At 63.3% G+C, this 22530-nt stretch carries 31 protein-coding genes and 1 tRNA gene; 17 read left to right on the plus strand and 15 right to left on the minus strand.

What is annotated here, in order from left to right; genetic code table 11:
* Positions 1–80 precede the first annotated feature (80 nt).
* The 10 genes from PQ467_RS04790 to PQ467_RS04835 form a co-directional block, all read right to left on the minus strand.
* Positions 81–707 (minus strand): MarC family protein, encoded by a 627-nt coding sequence (locus PQ467_RS04790; RefSeq protein ID WP_274175409.1) that lies wholly within the window; start codon positions 705–707, stop codon positions 81–83.
* A gap of 41 nt (positions 708–748) precedes the next feature.
* Positions 749–1402 carry a hypothetical protein gene (locus PQ467_RS04795; RefSeq protein WP_274175410.1) on the minus strand — a complete coding sequence of 218 codons (654 nt, stop codon included), beginning with the start codon at positions 1400–1402 and terminating at the stop codon, positions 749–751.
* 41 nt (positions 1403–1443) lie between these two features.
* Positions 1444–2358, minus strand: coding sequence for a bifunctional methylenetetrahydrofolate dehydrogenase/methenyltetrahydrofolate cyclohydrolase FolD (gene folD, locus PQ467_RS04800; RefSeq protein WP_274175411.1), 915 nt, complete (start codon positions 2356–2358; stop codon positions 1444–1446).
* Positions 2355–2648 (minus strand): YggT family protein, encoded by a 294-nt coding sequence (locus PQ467_RS04805; protein ID WP_274175412.1) that lies wholly within the window; start codon positions 2646–2648, stop codon positions 2355–2357. Before PQ467_RS04805 ends, folD begins: the two co-directional genes overlap by 4 nt.
* A gap of 150 nt (positions 2649–2798) precedes the next feature.
* On the minus strand, positions 2799–3710 hold the full coding sequence (argB, locus tag PQ467_RS04810; RefSeq protein WP_274175413.1) for an acetylglutamate kinase: 912 nt from the start codon (positions 3708–3710) through the stop codon (positions 2799–2801).
* A 41-nt stretch (positions 3711–3751) separates the two neighbouring features.
* Positions 3752–4435, minus strand: a complete 684-nt coding sequence (locus PQ467_RS04815) for a queuosine precursor transporter (RefSeq protein WP_274175414.1) — start codon at positions 4433–4435, stop codon at positions 3752–3754.
* A gap of 307 nt (positions 4436–4742) precedes the next feature.
* Complete coding sequence (gene gmk / locus PQ467_RS04820) at positions 4743–5423, minus strand: guanylate kinase (RefSeq protein WP_274175415.1); 681 nt, start codon at positions 5421–5423, stop codon at positions 4743–4745.
* Positions 5424–5487: 64 nt separating this feature from the next.
* Positions 5488–5778, minus strand: a complete 291-nt coding sequence (locus tag PQ467_RS04825; RefSeq protein WP_274175416.1) for a hypothetical protein — start codon at positions 5776–5778, stop codon at positions 5488–5490.
* A gap of 21 nt (positions 5779–5799) precedes the next feature.
* The gene (locus PQ467_RS04830; protein WP_274175417.1) at positions 5800–6297 is read right to left on the minus strand and encodes an SspB family protein; all 498 of its coding nucleotides are present in this window, start codon (positions 6295–6297) and stop codon (positions 5800–5802) included.
* Between the two features lie 31 nt (positions 6298–6328).
* Positions 6329–6571: a hypothetical protein gene (locus PQ467_RS04835; protein ID WP_274175418.1), complete on the minus strand. Its 243-nt coding sequence runs from the start codon at positions 6569–6571 to the stop codon at positions 6329–6331.
* A gap of 72 nt (positions 6572–6643) precedes the next feature.
* On the opposite strand from PQ467_RS04835, the gene hisB reads away from it, so the two are divergent.
* The 14 genes from hisB (at position 6644) to pal (ending at position 16529) form a co-directional block, all read left to right on the plus strand.
* Complete coding sequence (gene hisB / locus PQ467_RS04840) at positions 6644–7252, plus strand: imidazoleglycerol-phosphate dehydratase HisB (protein ID WP_274175419.1); 609 nt, start codon at positions 6644–6646, stop codon at positions 7250–7252.
* The gene (gene hisH, locus PQ467_RS04845; RefSeq protein WP_274175420.1) at positions 7245–7865 is read left to right on the plus strand and encodes an imidazole glycerol phosphate synthase subunit HisH; all 621 of its coding nucleotides are present in this window, start codon (positions 7245–7247) and stop codon (positions 7863–7865) included. The genes hisB and hisH overlap by 8 nt, the downstream gene beginning before the upstream one ends.
* A gap of 1 nt (position 7866) precedes the next feature.
* Positions 7867–8595, plus strand: coding sequence for a 1-(5-phosphoribosyl)-5-[(5-phosphoribosylamino)methylideneamino]imidazole-4-carboxamide isomerase (hisA, locus tag PQ467_RS04850; RefSeq protein WP_274175421.1), 729 nt, complete (start codon positions 7867–7869; stop codon positions 8593–8595).
* Positions 8596–8854: 259 nt separating this feature from the next.
* A complete protein-coding gene (gene hisF / locus PQ467_RS04855; RefSeq protein ID WP_274175422.1) occupies positions 8855–9619 on the plus strand; it encodes an imidazole glycerol phosphate synthase subunit HisF in 765 nt (254 codons plus the stop codon).
* A gap of 130 nt (positions 9620–9749) precedes the next feature.
* On the plus strand, positions 9750–9947 hold the full coding sequence (locus PQ467_RS04860) for a hypothetical protein (protein ID WP_274175423.1): 198 nt from the start codon (positions 9750–9752) through the stop codon (positions 9945–9947).
* A gap of 72 nt (positions 9948–10019) precedes the next feature.
* Positions 10020–10361 carry a phosphoribosyl-ATP diphosphatase gene (locus PQ467_RS04865; protein ID WP_273617178.1) on the plus strand — a complete coding sequence of 114 codons (342 nt, stop codon included), beginning with the start codon at positions 10020–10022 and terminating at the stop codon, positions 10359–10361.
* Between the two features lie 3 nt (positions 10362–10364).
* Positions 10365–10742: a histidine triad nucleotide-binding protein gene (locus PQ467_RS04870; RefSeq protein ID WP_274175424.1), complete on the plus strand. Its 378-nt coding sequence runs from the start codon at positions 10365–10367 to the stop codon at positions 10740–10742.
* A gap of 57 nt (positions 10743–10799) precedes the next feature.
* Positions 10800–11747 carry an IS481 family transposase gene (locus PQ467_RS04875; RefSeq protein WP_274175425.1) on the plus strand — a complete coding sequence of 316 codons (948 nt, stop codon included), beginning with the start codon at positions 10800–10802 and terminating at the stop codon, positions 11745–11747.
* A gap of 85 nt (positions 11748–11832) precedes the next feature.
* Positions 11833–12369 carry a YbgC/FadM family acyl-CoA thioesterase gene (locus PQ467_RS04880; RefSeq protein WP_274175426.1) on the plus strand — a complete coding sequence of 179 codons (537 nt, stop codon included), beginning with the start codon at positions 11833–11835 and terminating at the stop codon, positions 12367–12369.
* Positions 12366–13073 carry a protein TolQ gene (tolQ, locus tag PQ467_RS04885; RefSeq protein WP_274175427.1) on the plus strand — a complete coding sequence of 236 codons (708 nt, stop codon included), beginning with the start codon at positions 12366–12368 and terminating at the stop codon, positions 13071–13073. The genes PQ467_RS04880 and tolQ overlap by 4 nt, the downstream gene beginning before the upstream one ends.
* A gap of 3 nt (positions 13074–13076) precedes the next feature.
* Entirely contained in the window at positions 13077–13541 is a 465-nt protein-coding gene (locus PQ467_RS04890) for a biopolymer transporter ExbD (protein WP_274175428.1), read from the plus strand.
* A 4-nt stretch (positions 13542–13545) separates the two neighbouring features.
* Positions 13546–14553 carry a hypothetical protein gene (locus PQ467_RS04895; RefSeq protein WP_274175429.1) on the plus strand — a complete coding sequence of 336 codons (1008 nt, stop codon included), beginning with the start codon at positions 13546–13548 and terminating at the stop codon, positions 14551–14553.
* Positions 14553–15947, plus strand: a complete 1395-nt coding sequence (tolB, locus tag PQ467_RS04900) for a Tol-Pal system beta propeller repeat protein TolB (RefSeq protein ID WP_443193000.1) — start codon at positions 14553–14555, stop codon at positions 15945–15947. Before PQ467_RS04895 ends, tolB begins: the two co-directional genes overlap by 1 nt.
* Positions 15948–15989: 42 nt before the next feature.
* Entirely contained in the window at positions 15990–16529 is a 540-nt protein-coding gene (gene pal / locus PQ467_RS04905; RefSeq protein ID WP_274176091.1) for a peptidoglycan-associated lipoprotein Pal, read from the plus strand.
* A 75-nt stretch (positions 16530–16604) separates the two neighbouring features.
* On the opposite strand, the gene PQ467_RS04910 is transcribed toward pal, so the two are convergent.
* Positions 16605–16730: a hypothetical protein gene (locus tag PQ467_RS04910; protein ID WP_274175431.1), complete on the minus strand. Its 126-nt coding sequence runs from the start codon at positions 16728–16730 to the stop codon at positions 16605–16607.
* Positions 16731–16831: 101 nt separating this feature from the next.
* On the opposite strand from PQ467_RS04910, the gene PQ467_RS04915 reads away from it, so the two are divergent.
* Positions 16832–17374, plus strand: a complete 543-nt coding sequence (locus PQ467_RS04915) for a J domain-containing protein (protein WP_274175432.1) — start codon at positions 16832–16834, stop codon at positions 17372–17374.
* 274 nt (positions 17375–17648) lie between these two features.
* Here the strand turns inward: PQ467_RS04915 and PQ467_RS04920 are convergent, their stop codons facing one another.
* Positions 17649–18521 (minus strand): DMT family transporter, encoded by an 873-nt coding sequence (locus PQ467_RS04920; protein ID WP_274175433.1) that lies wholly within the window; start codon positions 18519–18521, stop codon positions 17649–17651.
* 103 nt (positions 18522–18624) lie between these two features.
* Here PQ467_RS04920 and PQ467_RS04925 point away from each other — a divergent pair, with 103 nt between their 5' ends.
* Complete coding sequence (locus tag PQ467_RS04925) at positions 18625–20001, plus strand: aminotransferase-like domain-containing protein (protein ID WP_274175434.1); 1377 nt, start codon at positions 18625–18627, stop codon at positions 19999–20001.
* Positions 20002–20067: 66 nt separating this feature from the next.
* Entirely contained in the window at positions 20068–21294 is a 1227-nt protein-coding gene (locus tag PQ467_RS04930; protein WP_274175435.1) for an NAD(P)/FAD-dependent oxidoreductase, read from the plus strand.
* Positions 21295–21312: 18 nt separating this feature from the next.
* Here PQ467_RS04930 and map read toward each other — a convergent pair whose 3' ends face one another.
* From map to PQ467_RS04945, 3 genes are all read right to left on the minus strand, one after another.
* On the minus strand, positions 21313–22083 hold the full coding sequence (gene map / locus PQ467_RS04935; RefSeq protein WP_274175436.1) for a type I methionyl aminopeptidase: 771 nt from the start codon (positions 22081–22083) through the stop codon (positions 21313–21315).
* Positions 22080–22307: a ParD-like family protein gene (locus PQ467_RS04940; protein ID WP_274175437.1), complete on the minus strand. Its 228-nt coding sequence runs from the start codon at positions 22305–22307 to the stop codon at positions 22080–22082. Before PQ467_RS04940 ends, map begins: the two co-directional genes overlap by 4 nt.
* A 119-nt stretch (positions 22308–22426) precedes the next feature.
* Positions 22427–22513, minus strand: a tRNA-Leu gene (locus PQ467_RS04945).
* Between the last annotated feature and the right edge of the window lie 17 nt (positions 22514–22530).

Consider the following 22530-nt stretch of genomic DNA (forward strand, 5'->3'; position numbering starts at 1 on the left):
CAGCACCACCCAGTAACGGGATTGCAAAGGGCCCCCGCCCTTTGCCCGCCGGAGGCAAAAACCCTAAAACCCTATCCTAATTAATGCCCCAAAACCCCGCGCACCCCGTCGATCACATATTGCACAGCCAACGCGCCCAGCAGCACGCCCAACACGCGGGTTATAACCGCTTCGACCCGGCTGCCCAGCAGGCGCATGATCGGCCCCGCCGCCAACAGCGCCAATGCCGTGAGCAGCAGAACGCAGATCAGCGCGGCCAGCACCACGGCGGCCCCGGTGCGATCATTGGCATGGCCCATCATCAGCATCACCGTGGCGATTGAGCCCGGCCCGGCGATCATCGGCATCGCCATGGGAAAGACGCTGATATCCTCATGAGGCTCAGGCGTGTGGAGCACTTTTTCCACGCGCTCCTCACGCCGCTGGGTGCGTTTTTCAAACACCATTTCCAGCGCGATCAGGAACAGCATCACGCCGCCCGCGATGCGGAAAGCATTGAGTTCGATGGCAAGCGCCGCCAGCAAGCCTTTGCCGAATAAGGCAAAGATGATAAGAATGGCGCTGGCAATGACGCTGGCGCGGATCGCGGTGCTGCGCGCGGCCTGCGGGGAATAGCTGGCCGTCAGCCCGCCATAGATCGGCGCGCAGCCAACCGGATCGATCACCACGAAAAGCGTGGCGAAGGTGGAAATGAAGAGTTCAAGCATCCTTCTGCCTTACCCCAGCAAGAGAGCAAGCGGAAGGGGGGCTATTTCGAGGCGCGGCGCAGCACTTCGGTCAATTTTCCGCCGATTTTGACATTGACCACATAATCGCGCGTGCCATCGCCGCGCGCGGCGGTGGACCATTCAAGCGAGTGATCGCTGCTCTGGCCCGAAAGGTGGTCCCCATCGAGGGCGGGCGTGAATTCCAGCGCCTTTTGCCCGCGCGGGCCGCATTCGGCAACTTTGGCCTCGGCCCATTCCGGTTCGGGCAAAGGCTTGTCGGTGAGGCCGCCCTGGTCCAGCACGAAGAGATACTGGCCCTTCTTCTGCCTTTGCCATACGGTCGAAAACCAGCCATGGGCCCCGCCCGCCTGCCATCCGCCATAGGAAATGGCCGTGGCCCCGTCACAGCTCATCCAGACGTTGTGGACCTGCCATTGCAGGGGCTGGGCCGGATTGGGGCGGCGGCGCACGAAATCCTGAACCTGCACCACCTTGTCGCCGTCGAACATTTGCGCGTCCGGCGCGGCATGGTCGCGGAACGCCTGCCATTGCCCCTTGTCGCGCACGGCGCGGGCAAAGCCGATTTCGCGTGCGATAATATCGCTGGGCAGGGCAAACATGGTGGCCATGCCCCTTGCCGGGCGCTGGGCCATGGCGCCGCCGGGCATGACTGCCGCGATCAGCAATGCAGGCAAAGCCCGCCTTCCAAACAACGCAAGAAAGGCGGGCTTTTTCATCAGATCGAATGCTCCGGCAGGTCGGCCTTGGGCAGTTCCAGCCCCTCATGCGCGTAAGCGGCCACCAGCGCATTGCGCAGCAGCACCGCAATCGTCATGGGGCCAACGCCGCCCGGCACCGGGGTGATGGCGCCTGCCACCTGAACCGCGCCTTGATAATCGACGTCGCCCACGATCCGGCCCTTGGTCTTGCCCTCGGCGGGGGGCAGGCGGTTGATGCCCACGTCGATTACAGTCGCGCCCGGCTTGATCCAGTCGCCTTTGACCATTTCGGGCACGCCAACGGCCGCCACGACAATGTCGCTGCGCCGCACGATGTCGGCCAGATCCTTGGTGTGGCGATGCGCAATCGTGACCGTGCAATTGGCCGCCAACAGCAATTGCGCCATCGGCTTGCCCACGATGTTGCTGCGCCCGATGACCACGGCGTTCAACCCCTTGAGGTCGCCCAAACGGTCTTCGAGCAGCATCAGGCAGCCCAGCGGCGTGCAGGGCACATAACCGGCCTGACCCACGGCCAGACGGCCCGCATTGGTGACGTGGAAACCATCGACATCCTTGTCCGGGTCGATGGTGGCGATCACCTTCTGCTCGTCCATATGGCGGGGCAGGGGAAGCTGAACCAGAATGCCGTCAATCGCAGGATCGGCGTTGAGCCGGGCCACCACGGCCAGCAGTTCTTCCTCGCTGGCATCGGCGGGCAGCTTGTGTTCAAAGCTGTTCATGCCCGCCGCCACAGTCTGCTTGCCCTTGGAGGACACATAGACCTGGCTGGCCGGATCCTCGCCCACCAGCACCACGGCCAGGCCCGCCTTGCGGCCGGCCTTGGCCTCGAATTCACCGGCCAGCACGCCGATACGCGCGCGCAGCCGTTCAGCAAATTCCTTCCCGTCGATAATTTTGTTCTCGCTCATCCGTAATGATTCCCAATGTAAACCAGCAAGATGATGACGATGCGAATCAGCACCAGCAGCGCCATCGGCGAAAGGTCGAGAAAGCCGGTGTTCGGCATGAACCGGCGGATCGGCCTCAGCAGCGGCTCCAGAATCGCGTTGAGCGCCTGCCAGATGCCGGAAACCAGCGGATTATGCAGGTTTACGACATTGAAGGCGATCAGCAGCCCGAGAACAACCTGCACCAACACCGCCGTTGACACGATGTCGGCCAACAGCAGCAGAATGGGGATAATCACTTCGTTAATCACGGGGCGCTTCCTCTCCCAATGGCAGAGCGTGTGACCTAGCCGAGCCAAGCCACGCGCGCAACCGGAGCGCTGAGGAAGGATTGTAAGTGTTGCTTACAAATTTGACAAGGGTGCAGGAAAGGATTCCTGCAAATCATCGCCATTTGGCGCTTACGCCTTGCGGATCAGCGTGCCTGCGCCGCGTTGGGTAAAGAATTCCAGCAACATGGCATGGGGAACGCGGCCATCGAGCACGACCGCCGCCTCGCATCCGGCCTCGACCGCGTGGGTGCAGGTGGCCAGTTTGGGAATCATCCCGCCGCTGATCGTGCCGTCCTGCGCCAAGGCCTCGATGTCGGCAGGCGTCAGGTCGGTCAGCAGGTTCTTGTCCTTGTCCAATACGCCCGGAACATCGGTCAGCAGGAACAGGCGCGCAGCCCCGATCGCAGCGGCAATCGCGCCCGCCATCGTGTCGGCGTTGATGTTATAGGTCTCGCCATCATGGCCCACCGCGATGGGAGCGATGACCGGGATCAGGCCCGCGCTCGACAGGGTTTCCAGAATCGAGGTGTCGATATGGTCCGGCTCGCCCACATAGCCAAGGTCCACCACGATGGCCTCGCCGCTGTCGGGGTCTTCGATCGCCTTGCCCAGCTTTTGCGCCTCGACCTTGCGGGCGGTGACCAGCGCGCCATCCTTGCCCGAAATGCCGACGGCCTTGCCGCCCGCCTTGCCGATCCAGCTCACCAGTTCCTTGTTGATCGCGCCCGAGAGCACCATTTCGGCAACCTCGGCGGTGGCCTTGTCGGTGACGCGCAAGCCGTTGACGAATTGCGATTCGATGCCCAGCGCTTTCAGCATCCGCCCGATCTGCGGCCCGCCGCCATGAACCACGACGGGGTTGATGCCCACGGCCTTCAAAAGCACGATATCCTCGGCAAAATCCTGCGCCAGCGCGGGGTCGCCCATCGCATGGCCGCCATATTTGACGACAAAGGTGCGCCCTTCGTAACGCTTGAGATAGGGCAGGGCCTCAATCAGCGTTTCGGCTTTGGCGAGTAGGGATGCGGTGGAATCAGTCATGCGGCGCGTTTACCGCGCTTTTGGCGGAATTGAAGTGTTTTTTACGCAGGCTTTTCGCGATCAAGCCCCCCACGATCCAACCAACGCCCGAGCGCGACAAACAGATAGATCAGCGGCGGCACCATGATCGTGGAGAGCACCAGCTTGGACAGGATCTGTCCTTTCATCAGCGGGCCAAGGTCGAGCACGCCGTAAAAGCTGATGGTGATGAAGATCAGCGTATCGACGATCTGGCTGAGCAGACTGGCCGCCCATGCGCGCAGCCACAGGTGCTTGCCATCCTTGCCGCGCGCAAGGCGGGAAAAGACATAGACATTGAGCGTCTGCGAGGTGCCATAGGAGCAAAGTCCGGCAAATTGCATCCGCGCGCCCTGACCCAGCAGATGGGCAAAGGCGTCCTGATCGGGCCAGAAGGGGGCGGGCGGTACGGCGTGGATGACGATCATTAACAGCACCATAGACACGATCAACGGCACAAAGCCAAAGCGTACCAAACGGTTGGCCGTGGCGGTGCCATGCAGTTCCGCCGTCGCGCTGCCCAGCACGACAAGGATCAGGAAAGCGAAAATTCCGCTCTCCACCGCCAGATTGCCAAGGATCGGCCAGGTGCCCAGATCGGCAATCTTGGTCCCCAGCACACCCGCCAGCACGCATAGCCCGCCGTAAAGCAGTGAGCCGGCAAAGAGCGAAAGCGGGATGTTGGGAGCGGTTTTGGGCTGATTCATCATGGGGGTTTAGCGGGACGGTTTTTTAGGCGCAAGGGAGGTTAAGGGAGGTGAAAGTGCCTCCGGCGGGTAAAGGGCGGGGGCCCTTTGCAATCCCGATACTGTCGGCGTTGCGCCGTGGCGGCGGCCAAAGAGCGTGGTATGAGGGGGGGAATTTTAAAGCCTGCGGCGCTGATCAGCGCAAGTTCGCCGCGCCGCAGGCTTTCAAACCACCGATTGTGATGCGCGGCTAACCCGCCCAGCACCACCCCATTCATGGGATTGCAAAGGGACGAGTCCCTTTGCCCGCCGGAGGCAACCTTACCCCTTACCCATGCTTCGTCCGCAACAACCCGCGCACAAACGGGATCAGCCCGGTCTGCCGCTTCCTGCGCAACCGCTCGGATGCCAGAATCAGCTTCACCTGCTCATAGCACTCGTCCAGATCCTCGTTCACCACGACATAGTCATAGGCGTCCCAGTGGCTGATTTCGGCGCGGGCGCGGTCCATGCGGGCGTTGATGACCTCGGCGCTGTCGGTGCCGCGGCCGGAGAGGCGGCGGTGCAATTCCTCGATGCTGGGGGGCAGGAGAAAGACGCGGACCACGTCCTGAGCGTCTTTTTGGTAAAGCTGCTGCGTGCCCTGCCAGTCGATGTCGAAGAGGAAATCCTTGCCGTGTTTCAGGCCGGCGCGGATATGAGCCTTGGGCGTGCCGTAGCAATTGCCGAATACCTCGGCCCATTCGTAGAATTCGTCATTTTCCGCCATGCGGTCGAATTCTTGCTGGCTGACAAAGAAATAATCCACGCCGTCCACTTCGCCGGGGCGTGGCGCGCGTGTCGTGGCCGAAACCGAAGGGTTGATCGCCTTATCCTCGGCCAGCAGGCGCCGGGCAATGGTGGTCTTGCCGGTGCCCGACGGGCTGGACAGGATGAACATCAGCCCGCGACGGTGCAGGTCCGGGTGATGGTGGTCGGAATGGTGGAGGTCATGCGATTCAGGAGCCATGGCATCCGATGCCGCATGAACGCAGTCCAATCAAGCCGTTTTGGCGATCAGGCCGCTCTTGCGATCAGACCGTTTTGGGCGTGGGGGTGGGAATGGGAGCGGGCGCGGGCGCCTTGCCGGCTTCCCGTTCCTTTTTGGCGTCATGCAGATGCTTGGCCAGCAGCACGCCGCCCACCAAAATGGCGCCCGGCACCGAGCGCATCGCGATCCGCGTCAGCGCCAGACCCGCCAGCTTGCGCGGCAGCGATACTTTTCCACCTGCCGCCTTACCGGGGGTGACGACCGAATCGATCGCCTTGCCCAGTACCGATTGGCCGTTCTGGCGGATGATGCCCGAAATCTTGGAATTTCCCAATGTCAGTCCTTCCGGTTTCGCTTACTTCTTGCGACCGAAATCCACCGTAACAACGTTTGTTCCATCCTCCTGCGTGGCGATGGGCGCCTCGCGGGTGGACGAATCATTTTCCGCCTCGTCGTGCAGTTCAGGCTCCAGATCCTCGACCGAAGCCTGGAACTGAAGGCCGAAATCGACCGCCGGATCAACAAAAGCGGTAATTGCGCCAAACGGGATTACCAGAATGGCGGGCACCTGATTGAAGGTCAGCCCGACCGAAAAATGATCCTCGCCCACGGTGAGATCCCAGAACTTGTTCTGGAGCACGATGGTCATTTCATCGGGAAAGCGGGTTTTCAGATGGGCGGGAATATCGACGCCCGGCGCCTGGGTCTTGAAGGTGATGTAAAAATGGTGATTGCCCGGCAGCGAGCCGCCGGTGCTGGCCACCTGGCCGAGCACGCGGCCCACCACGGCGCGCAGCGCTTCCTGCACGATTTCGTCATAGGGGATCAGGCTGTCGGGCGTATCATCGGTCATGGCCCTCAAGTGGCGCTTAGGATGGCTGCGGTCAAGAGCCTGTGTTGATATCCTGCGGCATGGCGATGGGGCGGCGGCGCATGCGGATCACTGTTGCCATGGCGCAGATCCCCCCTGCCAGACCAAAGCCAGCGCTCAGTCCAAGCGTCAATTGATGCGGCATAAAACTTTGAGGGATCAGGCGAGTAAGGCAGGCCAGCGCCACAAAGAGATTGCTCAGCCATTGTTCCGTCGAATAGTTCAGGGCGCGCAACTTGATGGGGCGCTGGGGCATGGCGGCGCCTTTCCTTGGCCGAACAGGAATGACTCATCTTGCCACACAGACGATCGCGCGTATAGGGGCACCATGCGCACCGCCCGTATCGCCCGCAAGACGCACGAGACTGATATTCTCGTGGACGTGAACCTCGATGGATCGGGGAAGTATGATGTCTCTACAGGCATCGGCTTTCTCGATCATATGGTGGAGCAATTGTCGCGCCACTCGCTGATCGACATGACCGTCCGGATCAAGGGCGACCTGCATGTGGACCAGCATCACACGGTCGAGGATTGCGGCATCGCCATAGGGCAAGCCGTTTCGGCGGCGCTGGGCGACAAGGCCGGGATTGGCCGTTATGGTCAGGTTTATTCGCCGATGGACGAGGCCTTGGCCCGCGTGGCGCTCGATATTTCGGGGCGTCCTTGGCTGGTGTGGAAGGCGGCCTTTACCGTCCACAAGCTGGGCGAGATGGACACCGAATTGTTCGAGCACTGGTTCCATTCCTTTGCTCAGGCGGCGGGCATCACGCTGCACATCGAAGTGTTTTATGGTCAGAACAACCATCACATCATCGAGGGCATCTACAAGGGCCTTGCCCGCGCTTTGCGCACGGCGGTCGAATTGGACCCGCGCAAGGGCGGGGCGGTGCCTTCGACCAAGGGGCTGCTTGGGGACGGAACTTTGAATGGCTGAAGTGCTGGCCCTGATCGACTATGGCGCGGGCAACCTGCATTCGGTGGCCAATGCGCTGAAAGCCGCCGGGGCCGAAGGGGTGGCGATCACCGCCGACCCCGATGTGGTGCGCGCGGCCGACCGCATCGTGCTGCCCGGCGTCGGCTCGTTCAAATCCTGTGCGCAGGGGTTGCGGGCGATCCCCGGCCTTGTTGCTGCGATGGAAGAGCGCGTGCTGGTGGGCGAGGCGCCGTTCCTCGGCATTTGCGTGGGGATGCAATTGCTGGCCACGCAGGGCGTCGAGCATGGCATTACCGAAGGGCTGGGCTGGATTCCCGGCGAGGTGCGCCTGATCGAGCGCGCCGATCCCACCATCAAGATCCCGCATATGGGCTGGAACGATGTAGGCGTCCAACCCCACGCCCCGCTGATCGTGCCGGGCGAGGCCTATTTCCTGCACTCCTATGAATTTGTCGCCGAGGATGGCCATCATGTGGTGGCCATGACCGACCATGGCGGGGGCGTCACCGCCGCCGTTGGCCGCGACAATATTCTGGGCGTGCAATTTCACCCGGAAAAGAGCCAGTCCTATGGGCTCGAACTGCTTTCCCGCTTTCTGACATGGAAACCGTAAGATGATCGTTTTTCCCGCCATCGACCTGAAAGGCGGCCAGGTGGTGCGCCTTGCCGAGGGCGATATGGACCGCGCCACCGTCTATGGCGACAACCCCGCCGCGCAGGCGAAGATCTTTGCCGATGCGGGCAGCCAGTTCCTGCATGTGGTCGATCTGGACGGGTCTTTCGCGGGTCGGGCGGAAAACCGCGAGGCGGTGGAAGCGATCCTGCAAAGCTTTGAAGGCCATGTGCAATTGGGCGGCGGCATCCGCACGCGCGAATCGGTCGAGGGCTGGTTCAACCTGGGCGTGTCGCGCGTAGTGATGGGCACGGCGGCGCTGAAGGACCCCGAATTCGTCAAGGATATGGCGCGCGAGTTCCCCGGCGGCATCGTTGTGGCCGTGGACGCGCGCGATGGTTTCGTGGCGACGCAGGGCTGGGCCGATGTGTCGGATGTGGCCGTGGTCGATCTGGCCCGCCGGTTCGAGGATGCGGGCGTGGCCTCGCTGCTGTTTACCGATATCGGCCGCGATGGCTTGCTGAAGGGCGCTAATATCGAGGCGACTGTCGATCTGGCGCGCCGGGTGAATATTCCCGTGATCGCTTCCGGTGGGGTCAAGGGGCTGGATGATATCCGGTTGCTTGCGCTCCATGCCGAGGATGGGATCGAGGGCGTGATTACGGGCCGGGCATTGTTTGAAGGCAAGCTCGATCTGGCTGCGGCGATTGCGATGGCGAATAAGGAGTAAGGGGTAAGGGGTAAGGGGTAAGGGGTCTTAGATGCGAGGGTCTAGACCCTCGCGCTCCCATTACTGTCTGCGTTGCGTGTCGGGTTCGGCCTTTGGTGTCGGACGCGCCGATTAAAGTTTAAAGCCTGCGGCGCTTTTGGCGCAGCCTCTCCGCGCCGCAGGCTATCATATGCATGGCGCCGATGCTTCGGACATGGCGCCACCCATTAACGGGATTGCAAAGGGATCGAATCCCTTTGCCCGCCGGAGGCATAAAACCATGACCGTTCGTATCCGCGTAATTCCCTGCCTTGATGTCCGCGATGGCCGCGTGGTCAAGGGCGTGAACTTTGTCGACCTGATCGACGCGGGCGACCCGGTGGAACAGGCGCGGGCCTATGACGCGGCGGGCGCGGATGAATTGTGCTTCCTCGACATTTCCGCCAGCCATGAGGGGCGCGGGACGCTGCTCGACGTGGTGCGCCGCACGGCTGAGGTCTGCTTCATGCCGCTGACCGTGGGCGGCGGTGTGCGTTCAGCAGAGGATGCGCGCGCGCTGCTGCTGGCGGGCGCGGACAAGGTGGCGGTCAATTCCGCCGCCGTGAGCCGTCCTGAGGTCGTGCGCGACATTGCGGAGAAATTCGGCAGCCAGTGCATTGTCGCCTCGGTTGATGCGCGCCGCGTTGCCCCGGGCAAGTGGGAGATTTTCACCCATGGCGGGCGCAAGGCCACCGGCATTGATGCGATCGAACATGCGGTACGCCTGACGGACCTTGGCGCGGGCGAATTGCTGGTGACCAGCATGGATGGCGACGGCACGCAGGCGGGTTATGATCTGGAGCTGACCCGCAAAATTGCCGACAGTGTCGGAATTCCTGTCATCGCCAGCGGCGGCGTGGGCAATCTCGATCATCTGGTCGACGGCGTGACCAAGGGCCACGCCAGCGCGGTTCTGGCGGCCAGCATTTTCCACTTTGGCAAATATTCGATTGCGCAGGCCCATGGCGCGCTGCGTGCGGCGGGGCTGCCTGCGCGGGGCGGCTGAGGTTAAGTCGGAGTGTCGGAATTTTTGCCAAACGGCACATATGGTTAATTTATTATCGTATATATTTCATATACATAAGGTGATGGCACGCATCCTGCATTAACTCTCTTCGTCAATCGAGGAGTGTTTCATGCGTCTGTTTCTGAATATCGCCGCCTGTGTGCTGATCGGGGCGATGTTGGTGCAGCCGATGCTGGCCTCGCACGGGCTTTCGGGGCTTACCTCGTCGAATATGGCGATGGCGGCGCTGGGTCTGGCCGGGCTGATGCTGGGCTATCGCGGCAGCAGCCGCCCGCGCCAGAGCGAGGCCAAACCGGCAACCGCCTGAACCGGCCGGCAACCGCCCGAAACCGCATATCCGGGCTTGACGGCGCGGCGCGTCCGCCCCATCGCAACAGGCATGAACGACACCGTCCATCACCCGCTGGCCACGCTGGCCCGGCTTGAGGCCACGATTGCCCAGCGCGCCGCCGCCGATCCGTCCTCCTCCTATGTGGCCAAGCTGAACGCGCGCGGCGTGCCCAAGATCGCCCAGAAAGTGGGCGAGGAGGCCGTTGAGGCGGTGATTGCGGCCATGGCCGATGACCGCGCGGGGCTGATCGGGGAATCGGCGGATCTGGTGTTCCACCTGCTGGTCCTGCTCAACGCCAAGGGCATCGCCCTGTCCGACATCACCGACGAACTGGACCGCCGCGAAGGCGTGAGCGGGATCGTCGAAAAAGCCAGCCGCAAAGGGGAATAAGCCATGCCGATCGACCCCACGCTTGCCTATGACCCGAACAACATCTTTGCCCGCATCCTGCGCGGCGAGATCCCGGCCAAGAAGGTCTATGAGGACGATTTCGCGCTGGCGTTCCATGACATCGCGCCCCAGGCGCCGGTGCATGTGCTGGTGATCCCCAAGGGCGCCTATGTCTCATGGGACGATTTTTCCGCCCATGCCCCGGCCGAGGAGATTGCCGGTTTCATCCGCGCCGTGGGTCATGTCGCCCGCGGGCAGGGGCTGGTTGCGCCCGGCTATCGCCTGCTCGCCAATGTGGGCATGGATGGCGGACAGGAAGTGCCGCATCTGCATGTCCACCTGTTCGGCGGCAAGCCGCTTGGCCGCATGATCGGCGCCTAGGTGTTTAGTCCCAGCATGTGATGGTGTAGATTTATCGTCATCACAGCGGAGGGAGTTATGGGCCAGGTTCTCCATGGCAGCGCCAAGACCACGCACGCCATTCGAGCAGAGCTACAGCGATCGAAAGCTTCGGTCGCGAGCCTCGCCAAGAAGTACGCGATCAACGAAAAGACAGTCTTGAAGTGGCGAAGCCGTCAGTCGGTCGAGGACAAACCGATGGGCCCCAAAGAGCCACGCAGCACCGTCCTCTCGCCCATGGAGGAAGCGGCCATTGTGGCCCTGCGAGTTCAGGCCCGACTGCCGCTCGATGATGTCTATATCGCCTTGAAGGACGTGATCCCCCATCTGACGCGCTCCTCCCTGCATCGCTGCTTGCAACGACACGGCATCTCCCGGCTTCCCAAGGCGGATCGCGAGAAACCCAAGAAGTTCAAGACCTACGAGATCGGCTACTTTCACATCGACATCGCGGAATTGCACTATGAAGGCGGCAAGGCCTGCCTCTATGTCGCTGTCGATCGCACCTCCAAACTGGTCTTTGCCCGCCTCTACCGCAGAGCCACGAAAATGGTCGCGGCCGGCTTTCTCAAGGCGCTGATCAGAACCGTGCCCTACCGTATCCACACCATCCTGACCGACAACGGGGTCCAGTTTGCCCAAACCGAACGCGGCACAGGCCTGACCTTTCCGCATATTTTCGGACGCGTATGCCGGGAAAACGGCATCGAGCATCGGCTTACCAAACCCTATCACCCATGGACCAACGGTCAGGCAGAGCGCATGGTTCGCACTATCAAGGAAGCGACCGTCAAATCCTTCCACTATGCCTCGATCATCGAACTGCGCAGGCACGTCCGCGATTGGCTGGTTGCCTACAACTTTGCCAAGCAACTCAAGGCTCTCCGCTTCAAAACGCCATACGAGGCCATCGAGCAGGTCTGGAAATCCAAGCCAGAGGTCTTTATCGTAGAACCGCACCATCACATGCTGGGACTAAACACCTAGGGGCCTGGGATCGCCCCATAACCGCGTTTATTCGTCATGGCGGGTTGCTCTTTGCGCCAAGGGCAGGCTAGTTTGTGCGACAATTATGAACGCCTTACCCCTCCCTCCTTCCGGCTGCTTTGCCACGGGCGCTGATGGGCCGCTGCATCTTTATGCGGTGCGTGCCTATTTCGAGGACACGGACCTGTCGGGCGTGGTCTATCATGCCAATTATCTGCGCTGGTTTGAACGCGCGCGTTCGGACATGCTGCGTCTGCTGAATGTGGACCAGCGCGCCGCGCAGGAGGCGGGCGAGGGGGCCTATGCGGTGGCGGAAATGACCATCCGCTATGCCGCCCCGGCGCGCCTTGACGATGATGTGCTGATCGAAACGCGGATCGAGGAACTGGGCGCGGCCAGCATCCGGCTGGTTCAAGTGGCGTTCAGGCGGACGGGTGTTGAAGAAAACGCCGTTCATAAAGGACCGATGCTCGCGCAGGCCAGGGTGCGCGTAGGTTTTGTCGCTCCCGATGGACGCCCCCGTCGACAGCCTGCCGCGTGGCGGACTGCCTATGCGCAATTCCTTGCCGGAGCCGATCAGGCAACGCAATTTTCAAGCCCCAACCAACCGGGAACCCCATGACCGACCTCGACCTGCTTGCCGCCGCTGCCGGCTCTGCCCATCTTGATCCTGTGAAATTGTTCCTTGACGCCGACATTGTCGTGCGGGTGGTGATGGGCGGTCTGGTGCTGGCCAGCATTTGGGTGTGGACGATCCTGCTGTCCTTTGGTTTCCGCATGGCCTCGCTGCGCCGTCAGTCGGAAGCCTATGAGAGCGAGTTCTGGAAATCGCGCGACATTGATGCCTTTCAGGCCGAGCGCGGCGGCGGCAAGAATGCCGACCTGCCGGTGGCCAAGGTGGTCAGCGCCGCGCTGGCCGAATGGCGCCGCTCGGCCACGGGCAAGATCGACCGTTCGGGCGCGCGCCAGCGTCTCTCCTCGGTGATGGACAGCGTGGTGGCGGCGGAGGCGGAAAGCCTTGCCGACCGGCTGAACTTCCTCGCCACGGTCGGTTCGGTGGCGCCCTTCGTGGGCCTGTTCGGCACGGTTTGGGGCATCATGAACAGCTTTTTCCAGATCGGCCAGCAACAGAATTCCTCGCTCTCGGTCGTCGCGCCGGGTATTTCCGAGGCGCTGTTTGCCACCGCCATCGGCCTGTTTGCCGCCATTCCGGCGGTGATCGGCTACAACCGCTATTCGCATGTGGTAAACAGCTTTGAATCGCGGCTCCAGCGCTTTGCCGACCGCTTCCATGCGAGCCTGTCTCGCGAGCTGGACGGGCTTTGAGCCATGGCGATGGGTATCCATAAATTTTCCAAGCGGCGAGGGCGGGGCGGTCGCGCGCCGATGGCCGAGATCAATGTCACCCCGCTGGTCGACGTGATGCTGGTGCTGCTGGTGATCTTTATGGTGACCGCGCCGCTGATGAAGGCGGGCATCCCGATCACGCTGCCCGACAGCCGCGCCAAGCCGCTGGACCAGACGCCCAAGCAGGTGACGATCACGATGAACGCCGAGGGGCGCGTGTTCCTCGATGATGACGAGCTTTCGCCCGGCGAACTGGCCGAGCGCGTGGGCAGCCTGCCGCGCGGGGCCGATGGGGCGATGCCGCTGGTCACGCTGCGCGCGGACAAGGCGCTTGATTATGGCCGCGTGGTGGGCGTTATGGGCGAATTGAACCGCGCCGGGATCACCGCGATCTCGTTGGTGACAGTCGCGGGCGGCGCCCCTGCCGAAACGCCAAAGCAGCCCTGATCCCATGGCGCTGGCCCAATCCTATCATGGCCGCAAGGGTCTGAACCGGGGCGAGGCGATCGGCCTTGGCGTCGCGGTGGTCGGGCATGTGGCACTGGTGGCGGTGCTGGCCTTGCAGCCCTCGCCGCCGCCCTTGCCGCGCCCCCAGCGGATGCAGGTGACGCTGGCCGATGACGTGACCAAGGAGGCGGTTTCGACCAGCCGCGAGGAAGCCGCGCCCGATCTGGCCCCGCAACTGGGCGAGGCCCAGCCGATGGCCGCGCCCGAACCGGCGCCTCAGCCCGTCCCCCAGCCTGCGCCCAAACCTGTCCCTGTGCCAAAGCCGGTGCCGGTCCCCGCGCCGCCGCCGCCAAGGCCGGTTCCGCAACCCAAGCCCCATCCGGCCCCGCCGCCGCCCCGGCCTGAACCAAAGCCCGCGCCCAAACCGGAGCCGGTCAAGCCCACCCCCGCAAAGCCTGCCCCCGCGAAACCCGTTCCGCACAAAGCGGACCCGATTGCGGCGGCGATTGCTGCGGCCCATGCCAACAAGGCGGCCCCGGTCAAGAATGAGGCCGCCAAGGCCGAGTCCCGGACCGAGGCGGCCAAACCGGCCACCAACAAGCCCGCAGGCGGCAGCCGCATCGGCGTCGATTTCCTGAAGGGCTTTGGCGCCAGCCCGGCGGGCAAGGCCCAGACCCCGGCCGCCGCCGTGATCGGGCCGGGGGTCAAGGCCGCGCTTTCGGGCGCGATCAGCCGCCAGTTGAAGCCGCATTGGCGCGTGCCCCAGGGGTTGGATACCGATCAACTGGTCACTATTCTGGCCTTTGACCTTAACCCCGACGGCACGCTGGCTGGGCCGGTGACGGTGGTGCGGCAGGAAGGCGTGACCGCCAGCAATCGTCCGCAGGCCGGACTGCATCGCGAAAATGCGATCCGTGCGGTCAAACTCGCGGCTCCTTTTCCTTTGCCGCCCGATCTTTATGAAGCATGGAAACATGTGCAATGGCGTTTCGACAGGAACCTGTCCCAATGATGATGCGTAAAATTTCCCATCGCCTTCTGGCCGGTGCGGCGCTGCTGGCCGCAGGGGCCATCCATGCCCAGACCATCGCCCCGGCCCCGATGGTGACGCCCACCGCGCCGCCCGCCGCCGACAATGGCGTGCTGACCGGCACGGTCTCGGATGACACCGCTTGGCAGAGCCTTGGCATCGCCATCCCCAGCTTTGCCACCAATGCCGATGTGCCCACCGCCGCCAGCGCGGGCAGCACTGCGCAGGTGGGTCGTGCGATTGCCGAGGTGATCACCGGCGACCTGAAAAACAACGGCCTGTTCAAGCCCACCGGCCCGAATAGTCTGCCGCCGATCCCGATCATTCAGGTGCTGACGCCCGATTTCCCGACGTGGAGCACGCGCGGCGCCGAAATGCTGGTGCATGGCAGCGTCTCGGCGGCCAGCAACGGCAATCTGGTGGTCGGCTGCTATCTGTATGATGTCAGCCTGCGCCAGCAATTGGTGAAGGCAACGTGGGAATTGCCGCCGGGCGACTGGCGTCGGGCCGCGCATAAATGCGCCGATACGGTCTATTCGCGCCTGTCGGGGGAAAGCCCGTTCTTTGACAGCCGCATCGCCTATATCGCGGAAACCGGCCCCAAGGATCACCGCATGAAGCGGTTGGCCATCATGGACAGCGACGGGGCCAACCACCGCTTTATCACAACGGGTCAGGCCATGGCGCTGACCCCGCGTTTCTCGCCCGATTATCGCAAGATCGTCTATCTGTCCTATCTCAACGGCCGCCCGCGCATCTATGTCTATGACGTGGAAAGCGCGAGCCAGAAGATGATTGCCGAACCGGGCAGCCCGGCCTTTGCGCCGCGCTGGTCGCCCGATGGCAAATGGATTCTTTATTCGATGGCCCATGCGGGCAACACGAATATCTATCGCGTTTCCTCGCAAGGCGGGATCAGCCAGAAGCTGACCGAAACGCCGGGGATCAATGTGGGCGGTTCCTATTCGCCCGATGGCAGCAAGATCGTGTTTGAAAGCGATCGCGGCGGCAGCCAGCAGATCTATGTGATGAATGCCGACGGCAGCAACCAGCACCGCATCAGCTTTTTCGGCGGCCGGGCGGCCACGCCCGAATGGAGCCCGCGCGGCGACCAGATCGCCTTTACGCATATCGCGGGCAATCTGCGCATTGCGGTGATGGGGGTTGATGGCGGCGGCATGCGCTACCTCACCAATTCGTGGCAGGACGAGGCGCCGACATGGGCGCCCAACGGCCGCATCATCCAATTCTTCCGCACCGAAAAGGGCACCGGCCATACGAGCATCTGGCAGGTGGACCTGACGGGACGGAACGAACGGCGCCTGCCCACGCCGGTCGATGGGTCGGACCCCTCATGGGGCCCGGTCCGCCAATAACGGGCCTATTTTGACTGTTCATGTAGTCAAGGAGAAGACATGATGCCCTCCATGCTCAATACTCGCCTGCTGAGCGCGGGTGTTCTCGTCAGCGTGAGCGCGCTGGCCCTTTCGGCCTGTGCGCCCAAGCCGCCCAAGCAATTGCCGCCCGAACCCGGCCCGCCGGTCACCAACACCACCCCCGCCCCCGCGCCCGCCATGCCCAGCGGCCCGACGCCGGGTTCGCAGGCCGACTTCCTCGCCTCGGTGAACGGTCGCGACACGATCCACTTTGCGCTGGACAAGTATGATATCGATTCGATCTCGGCCGATATCCTGCGCGTTCAGGCGGGCTGGCTGCTGAAGTATCCGGCCAAGAAGGCCACCATCGAGGGCCATGCCGACGAACGCGGCACCCGCGATTACAACCTTGCCCTTGGCGAACGCCGCGCCAATTCGGCCAAGGCTTTCCTGGTCAGCCTGGGCGTCGATGCCTCGCGCCTGACCACGGTCAGCTATGGCAAGGAACGCCCGGTCGATCCGGCCTCGAACGAGGAAGCCTGGGCGAAGAATCGCCGCGCCGTGACCGTCACCATCGACTGATTTGGCGACTGATTGAGCGCGTTCGAGCGTTGCAGAACCCCGCGCCGGAGCGATCCGGTGGCGGGGTTTTGTGTTTTAGCGCAGGATAACAGCGGCGTAGCGCGCCATGGCCATCGCACTGGCCATGCCCGGCGCCATCAGCGCACAGACGGCGCTGGCGGCAATGGCGATCATGCTGGCAAGGGCAAGTTGGCGGCTCATGGGCGCGCGCTTAAGCGAAAAAGCCCATGATTGCAATGCGACATAGCAAGCCGCCTTTGCGGGCACTTGCGTCGAAGGCCCGGTTTTGTCACTAAGCGCGGATGGCTCGTGCAGGTCGATCATCGGATTGGGGATTCCCGCGCTGGCGTGGCTATGAAAGTGGCCGCGAAGCGGCGCAGGTGCGCCTGTGCGACCGCGCCGGATGCAGCGAACCGGGCAATTGCCCCGCGCCCAAATCACCCAACAGCCCGGAACGCTGGTATTTTTGCCAGGCCCACGCCGCCGAATACAATTCGGGATGGGACTATTTCGCGGGCCTCGACAAGGAAGAAGCCGCCTCACGCGAAAAGGCCGAGCAGCAAACCAGCGCGGGCTATCGCGAATCATCCTATTACGGATGGACCGGATCGGGCGACGGCACGCGCAGCCGCGACGAAATGCGCGCGCTTGAAGTGCTGGAACTGGAAAGCGATGCCGATTTCGACGCCATCAAGAAAGCATGGCGGACCAAGGCCAAGGAAGTCCACCCCGACGTACGCCCCAATGACGAGGAAGCCGCCAAAGCCTTCCGCAAGCTGCAACTGGCCTATGAGGTGTTGCGCGCGGCCGAGGAGCGGCGGTCGTGGAAGGGGAGCGGGGTTTAGGGGTTTTGCCGGGGGTTGGAGGTTTTGCCTCCGGCGGGTTAAGGGCGGGGGCCCTTAACAATCCCGATACTGTCGGGGGTGTGCGAGTGCTCAGGCCTTTGGGTGTCGGATGCGGGGTTTGAATTTTAGAGCCTGCGGCGCCAATTAGCGCTAGGCCGCCGCGCCGCAGGCCATCAAACCAATTACCTTGAGGTTTCCGGCCTTTCACCACCCCAATAATGGGATTGCAAAGGGACGAGTCCCTTTGCCCGCCGGAGGCATAAATCCCAACCCCTCAAGCAAATCGCCGCGCCCCCGCCACACAGCCCACTACAGCCCCCACCGCCACCAGCATCGCGGGCGCAATTGCCTCGTGCAAGAACACCGCCGCCAGCCCCAGCCCGAGGAAAGGCTGGAGCAATTGTAATTGCCCGACGCGCGCGATGCCGCCCAGCGCCAGCCCGCGATACCAGAAGATGAAGCCGAGCAGCATGGTGCAGACCGAGACGTAGAACAGGCCGACCCAGCTTGGCGTGCCGACGGCGGTGATGCTGTCGGGCCAAGTGAGTGCGGCCAGAACTGCGGCCAGCGGGGTGCAGATCACGAGCGCCCAGCAAATGACCTGTGTTCCGCCGCCTTGGCCGCCCATCTGCCGCGTCAGCACGGCGCCCTCGGCATAGCCCAGCCCGCAGACGATCACGGCCGCCACCATCAGCGCATCGCCCAGCGGCGAGGCGGCGGCATTGTGCGACAGGGCAAATCCGGCCACGCATCCCGCGCCCAGCTGCGCAAAGAGCCAGAAGATCGCGCCGGGCCGCTCGCCCCCGCGCAGCACGCCGAACAGCGCGGTGGAGAGCGGCAGCAGCCCGACAAAGACCAATGAGCGCGCCGCCGATATCTCTTGCAGGGCAATGGCGGTCAGCAGCGGAAAGCCCACCACCACGCCGCCCGCGATCATGGCCAGCGAGAGCCATTGCCGCCCGCGCGGCAGGCTCTCGCGCATGGCGATCAGCATCAGCGCGCCAAGCCCGCCGGCAATGACCGCCCGCGCCGCGGTCAGGAACAGCGGGGTAAAGCCGACCACCGCGGCGCGCGTGGCGGGCATCGAGCCGCTGAACAGCGCAACGCCGATCATCCCGTTGATCCAACCTCTTTTGATATCCTGCATGATGGCCTCCTTGCGGCCATTGAATAGGGCAGGCGGGGGACTTGCGCCCAGATACAGTATAATACAGATTGCATCATCTGTATCGATGTAAAGAGCAGTACACATGACAACCCGCATCAATATGGTGATCGAAACCATTCGTGGCCGCATCGCCTCGGGCCTGCTGGGCGAGGGGAACAAATTGCCCTCGGTGCGCCAATGTGCGGCCGCGCTCCATGTCTCGCCCGCCACCGTGGTGGAGGCCTATGACCGGATGGTGGCCGATGGCCTGATCGAGGCGGTGCCCAAATCGGGCTTTTTCGTGGCCCGTCTGGCCACGCCGCCCAAGGGTCCGGCCCAGAATGCCCCCGCGCGGCCCGCCGAAATCGACCCCTTCTGGGTCTCGCGCCAATCGCTGGACGCCGAGGCGGGAACCGAAAAGCCCGGTTGCGGCTGGTTGCCGCCCGATTGGATGCCGCAGGAGGCGCTGCGCCGGGCGCTGCGTATGGCGGCGGCCGATCCGGAATTGCTCACGCTTTATGGTTCAACGCGGGGCGAACCCAGCCTGCGACGCCAACTGGCCATGGCGATGGCGGGTGAGGGGCTGGCGGTGCATCCCGACCAAGTGCTGCTGACGGGCTCCGGCACGCAGGCGATTGATCTGATCTGCCGCCTGATGCTGCGTCCGGCCGATGCGGTGCTGCTCGACGATCCGTGCTATTTCAATTTTCAGGCCCTGCTGGCCGCTCACAGCGCTCGCGTGGTCAGTGTGCCCTATGGCCCGCAAGGCCCCGATCCGGCGCAGTTCGAGGCGATTGTCGCGCGCGAGCGGCCCCGGCTCTATCTCACCAATTCCGCGCCGCATAATCCCACCGGGGCCTGCCTTTCGCCCCAGATCGCGCATCGCCTGCCCGCCATCGCCGCCGCGCATGGCATGGTGATCGTCGAGGACGACATCTTTGCCGATTTCGCCCAGCAGGTGCCGCGCATGGCGGTGCTGGACGGGCTGCACAGCGTGATCCGCATCGGCAGCTTTTCCAAAACGCTCTCGGCCTCGCTGCGCTGCGGCTATATCATGGCGCGCGGCGAATGGATCGATGCGCTGTGCGATCTTCAGGTCGCCACCGGCTTTGGCGGGCCAAGCCCTTTGTCGGCGGCGGCGATTGCGCATGTGCTGGTGGGCGGGCAATATCGCAAGCATATCGACGGGTTGCGGCGCAGGCTGGCGAGGGTGCGTGCGGAATTGACCGGGCAATTGGGCGCGTTGGGCCTGCGGGTCTGGGGCCATCCGGTGGGGGGCTTCAACCTGTGGTGCGCGCTGCCGTCGGGGCACGACAGCGCGAGGCTGGCGCAGGCCTGCCGGGCGCGGGGCGTCGTTTTGGCGCCGGGCAATGTGTTCAGCCCCAGCCAGAGCGCGGGCGCCTATCTTCGTTTTAACGCGGCCCAGACCAGTATGCGCTCTTTGTGCATCATGGCCGAGGAAATGGCCGCAATTGCGTAGGCCGACCGCATTTCCGATTACGGCACAGATTGACCTTGGCGCGCTTTTCGTCAAACCACACGTTCCATGGATAAAAAAGACATACTGATCGTGGGCGGGGGACACGCCGGGGCTCAATGCGCGATTGCGCTGCGTCAGGGGGGCTTTACCGGCTCCGTGGCGATACTGGGGCGCGAGGTGGAACCGCCCTATGAACGCCCGCCTCTGTCCAAGGAATATTTCGCGCGGGAAAAGACTTTCGACCGCCTCTATATCCGCCCCGCCGCCTTTTGGGAGGAAAAGCAGATCGAACTGCTGCTGGGCCGCGAGGTCGTCTCGGTCGACGGCGAGGCGCATCAGGTGGTGCTGACCGATGGCGACGTGATCGAATATGGCCGTCTGGTCTGGGCGGCGGGCGGCGATGCTCGGCGTCTGTCGTGCGAAGGGGCTGATCTGCCTGGTGTCTATGGCGTGCGCACGCGGGCGGATGCCGATGCGCTGATGGCCGAAGTCGATGCTGGGGCGAAGAATTTCGTCGTCATCGGCGGCGGCTATATCGGGCTGGAGGCCGCAGCAGTGCTGTCCAAGATGGGCCGCCATGTCACGCTGCTCGAACTGGCGCCGCGCGTGCTGGCGCGTGTGGCGGGGCCGGAACTGTCGGCTTTCTATGAGGCCGAGCATCGCGCCCATGGCGTTGACCTTCGCACCGGGATCAGCGGGGTCGAGCGGCTGGTGGGCACAGACAAGGTGACGGGCGTCGAATTGTCCGATGGTGAGGTTGTCCCCGCCGATGTGGTGATTGTGGGCATCGGCATTGTGCCGGCGGTCGGCCCGCTGATTCTGGCCGGGGCCGCCGGGGCCAACGGGGTGGATGTGGATGAATATTGCCGCACCTCGCTGCCCGATGTCTATGCGGTGGGCGATTGCGCCGCATTTGCCTGCGACTTTGCCGAGGGCGTGGTGATGCGCGTCGAATCGGTCCAGAACGCCAATGATCAGGCATCCTGCGTCGCCAAGCATATTCTGGGCGAGGACAAGCCCTATCACGCCTTCCCGTGGTTCTGGTCGAACCAGTATGACCTGCGGCTGCAAACGGCGGGTCTGTCGGTGGGCTATGACCAGACGGTGCTGCGCGGCGATGTGGCGGCGCGCTCGTTCAGCGTGATTTACCTGAAGGGCGGCCGGGTGATCGCGCTCGATTGCGTCAACAGCGTCAAGGATTACGTTGCGGGCCGTAAGCTGGTCGAGGCGGGGGCAACGCCTGATCTGGCCGCCTTGGCCGATGTCGCGGTGCCTTTGAAAGAATTGCTCTAACCGGGAAGGGCGCGCCGGTTAACGGCGCGCCGCCTTTTCCTCTGGCCGCAAGGTCAGGACGCGCACGCCCTGCGCCGTGACCGCCACGGTATGTTCAAATTGCGCCGACAATTTGCCATCCGCCGTCACCACGCTCCAGCCATCGTCCAGCGTTGCCACCCCCGCGCGGCCTTCGTTCAGCATCGGTTCGATGGTGAACACCATCCCCTCGCGCAGGGTCAATCCAGTGCCGGGGCGGCCGAAATGCAGCACCTGCGGATCTTCATGCATCTCGCGCCCGATGCCATGGCCGCAATATTCGCGCACGATCGAATAGCCTGCCTTTTTGGCATGGCGCTCGATGGCATGGCCGATGTCGCCCAGTCGCGCGCCGGGCCGCACGCTGCGTATGCCCTGCCACATCGCCTCATAAGTGGTCTGCACAAGCCGCCGCGCATGGGGCGCGACTTTGCCGATCATATAGGTCTTGGACGAATCGGCGATGAACCCGTCCTTTTCCAGCGTGATGTCGAAATTGACGATATCGCCATCGGCCAGCATGTCGGCCTCCGATGGCATGCCGTGGCACACCACATTGTTGCGCGAACAGTTGAGCACATAGGGGTAATTATACTGCCCCTTGCTGGCCGGGCGGCTTTGCAGGGGGCCGGTGATATAGGCCTCGACGCGGTCGTTGATCTCCATCGTCGTCGCGCCCGCCAGCGGCAGCGTGTCGAGATAGGCAAAGACATCGGCCAGCAGACGCCCGGCGCGGGCCATAACCTCGATTTCGGCGGCGGTCTTGATCATCCCGCCATAGCCCTTGTCGCTGGGGCCCCGGCCAATGCCGGATCAACCCCGGCCTCGCGCCATTCGCGCGCCACGATCTCCTGAAAGCTCATCTGGGGGTTCATTTCGCTCAGCATGCCGATGCGGATCCAGAAGGCCGCCTGCGCGTTGATCGACCGGCACGAGACCTTGCTGGCCTTGCGCAATTGCTCATGCAGATCATCCTCGATGTTGACGATGCCCATACCGGCTCCTGAATATACGAATCATATATGGATCGTATATCCATCACATGATTTGGGGCAAGTCCCACGCGTAAAGCGCGCAACAAAAAAGGCAGGGCGCTGGCCCTGCCTCTTTGTGATGGTGCGGTCGAGAAGACTCGAACTTCCACGGGTTTTCACCCACAACGACCTCAACGTTGCGCGTCTACCAATTCCGCCACGACCGCATTCTCGTGCTGATTTG

Source organism: Novosphingobium sp. KACC 22771 (assembly GCF_028736195.1).
Lineage (GTDB): Bacteria > Pseudomonadota > Alphaproteobacteria > Sphingomonadales > Sphingomonadaceae > Novosphingobium.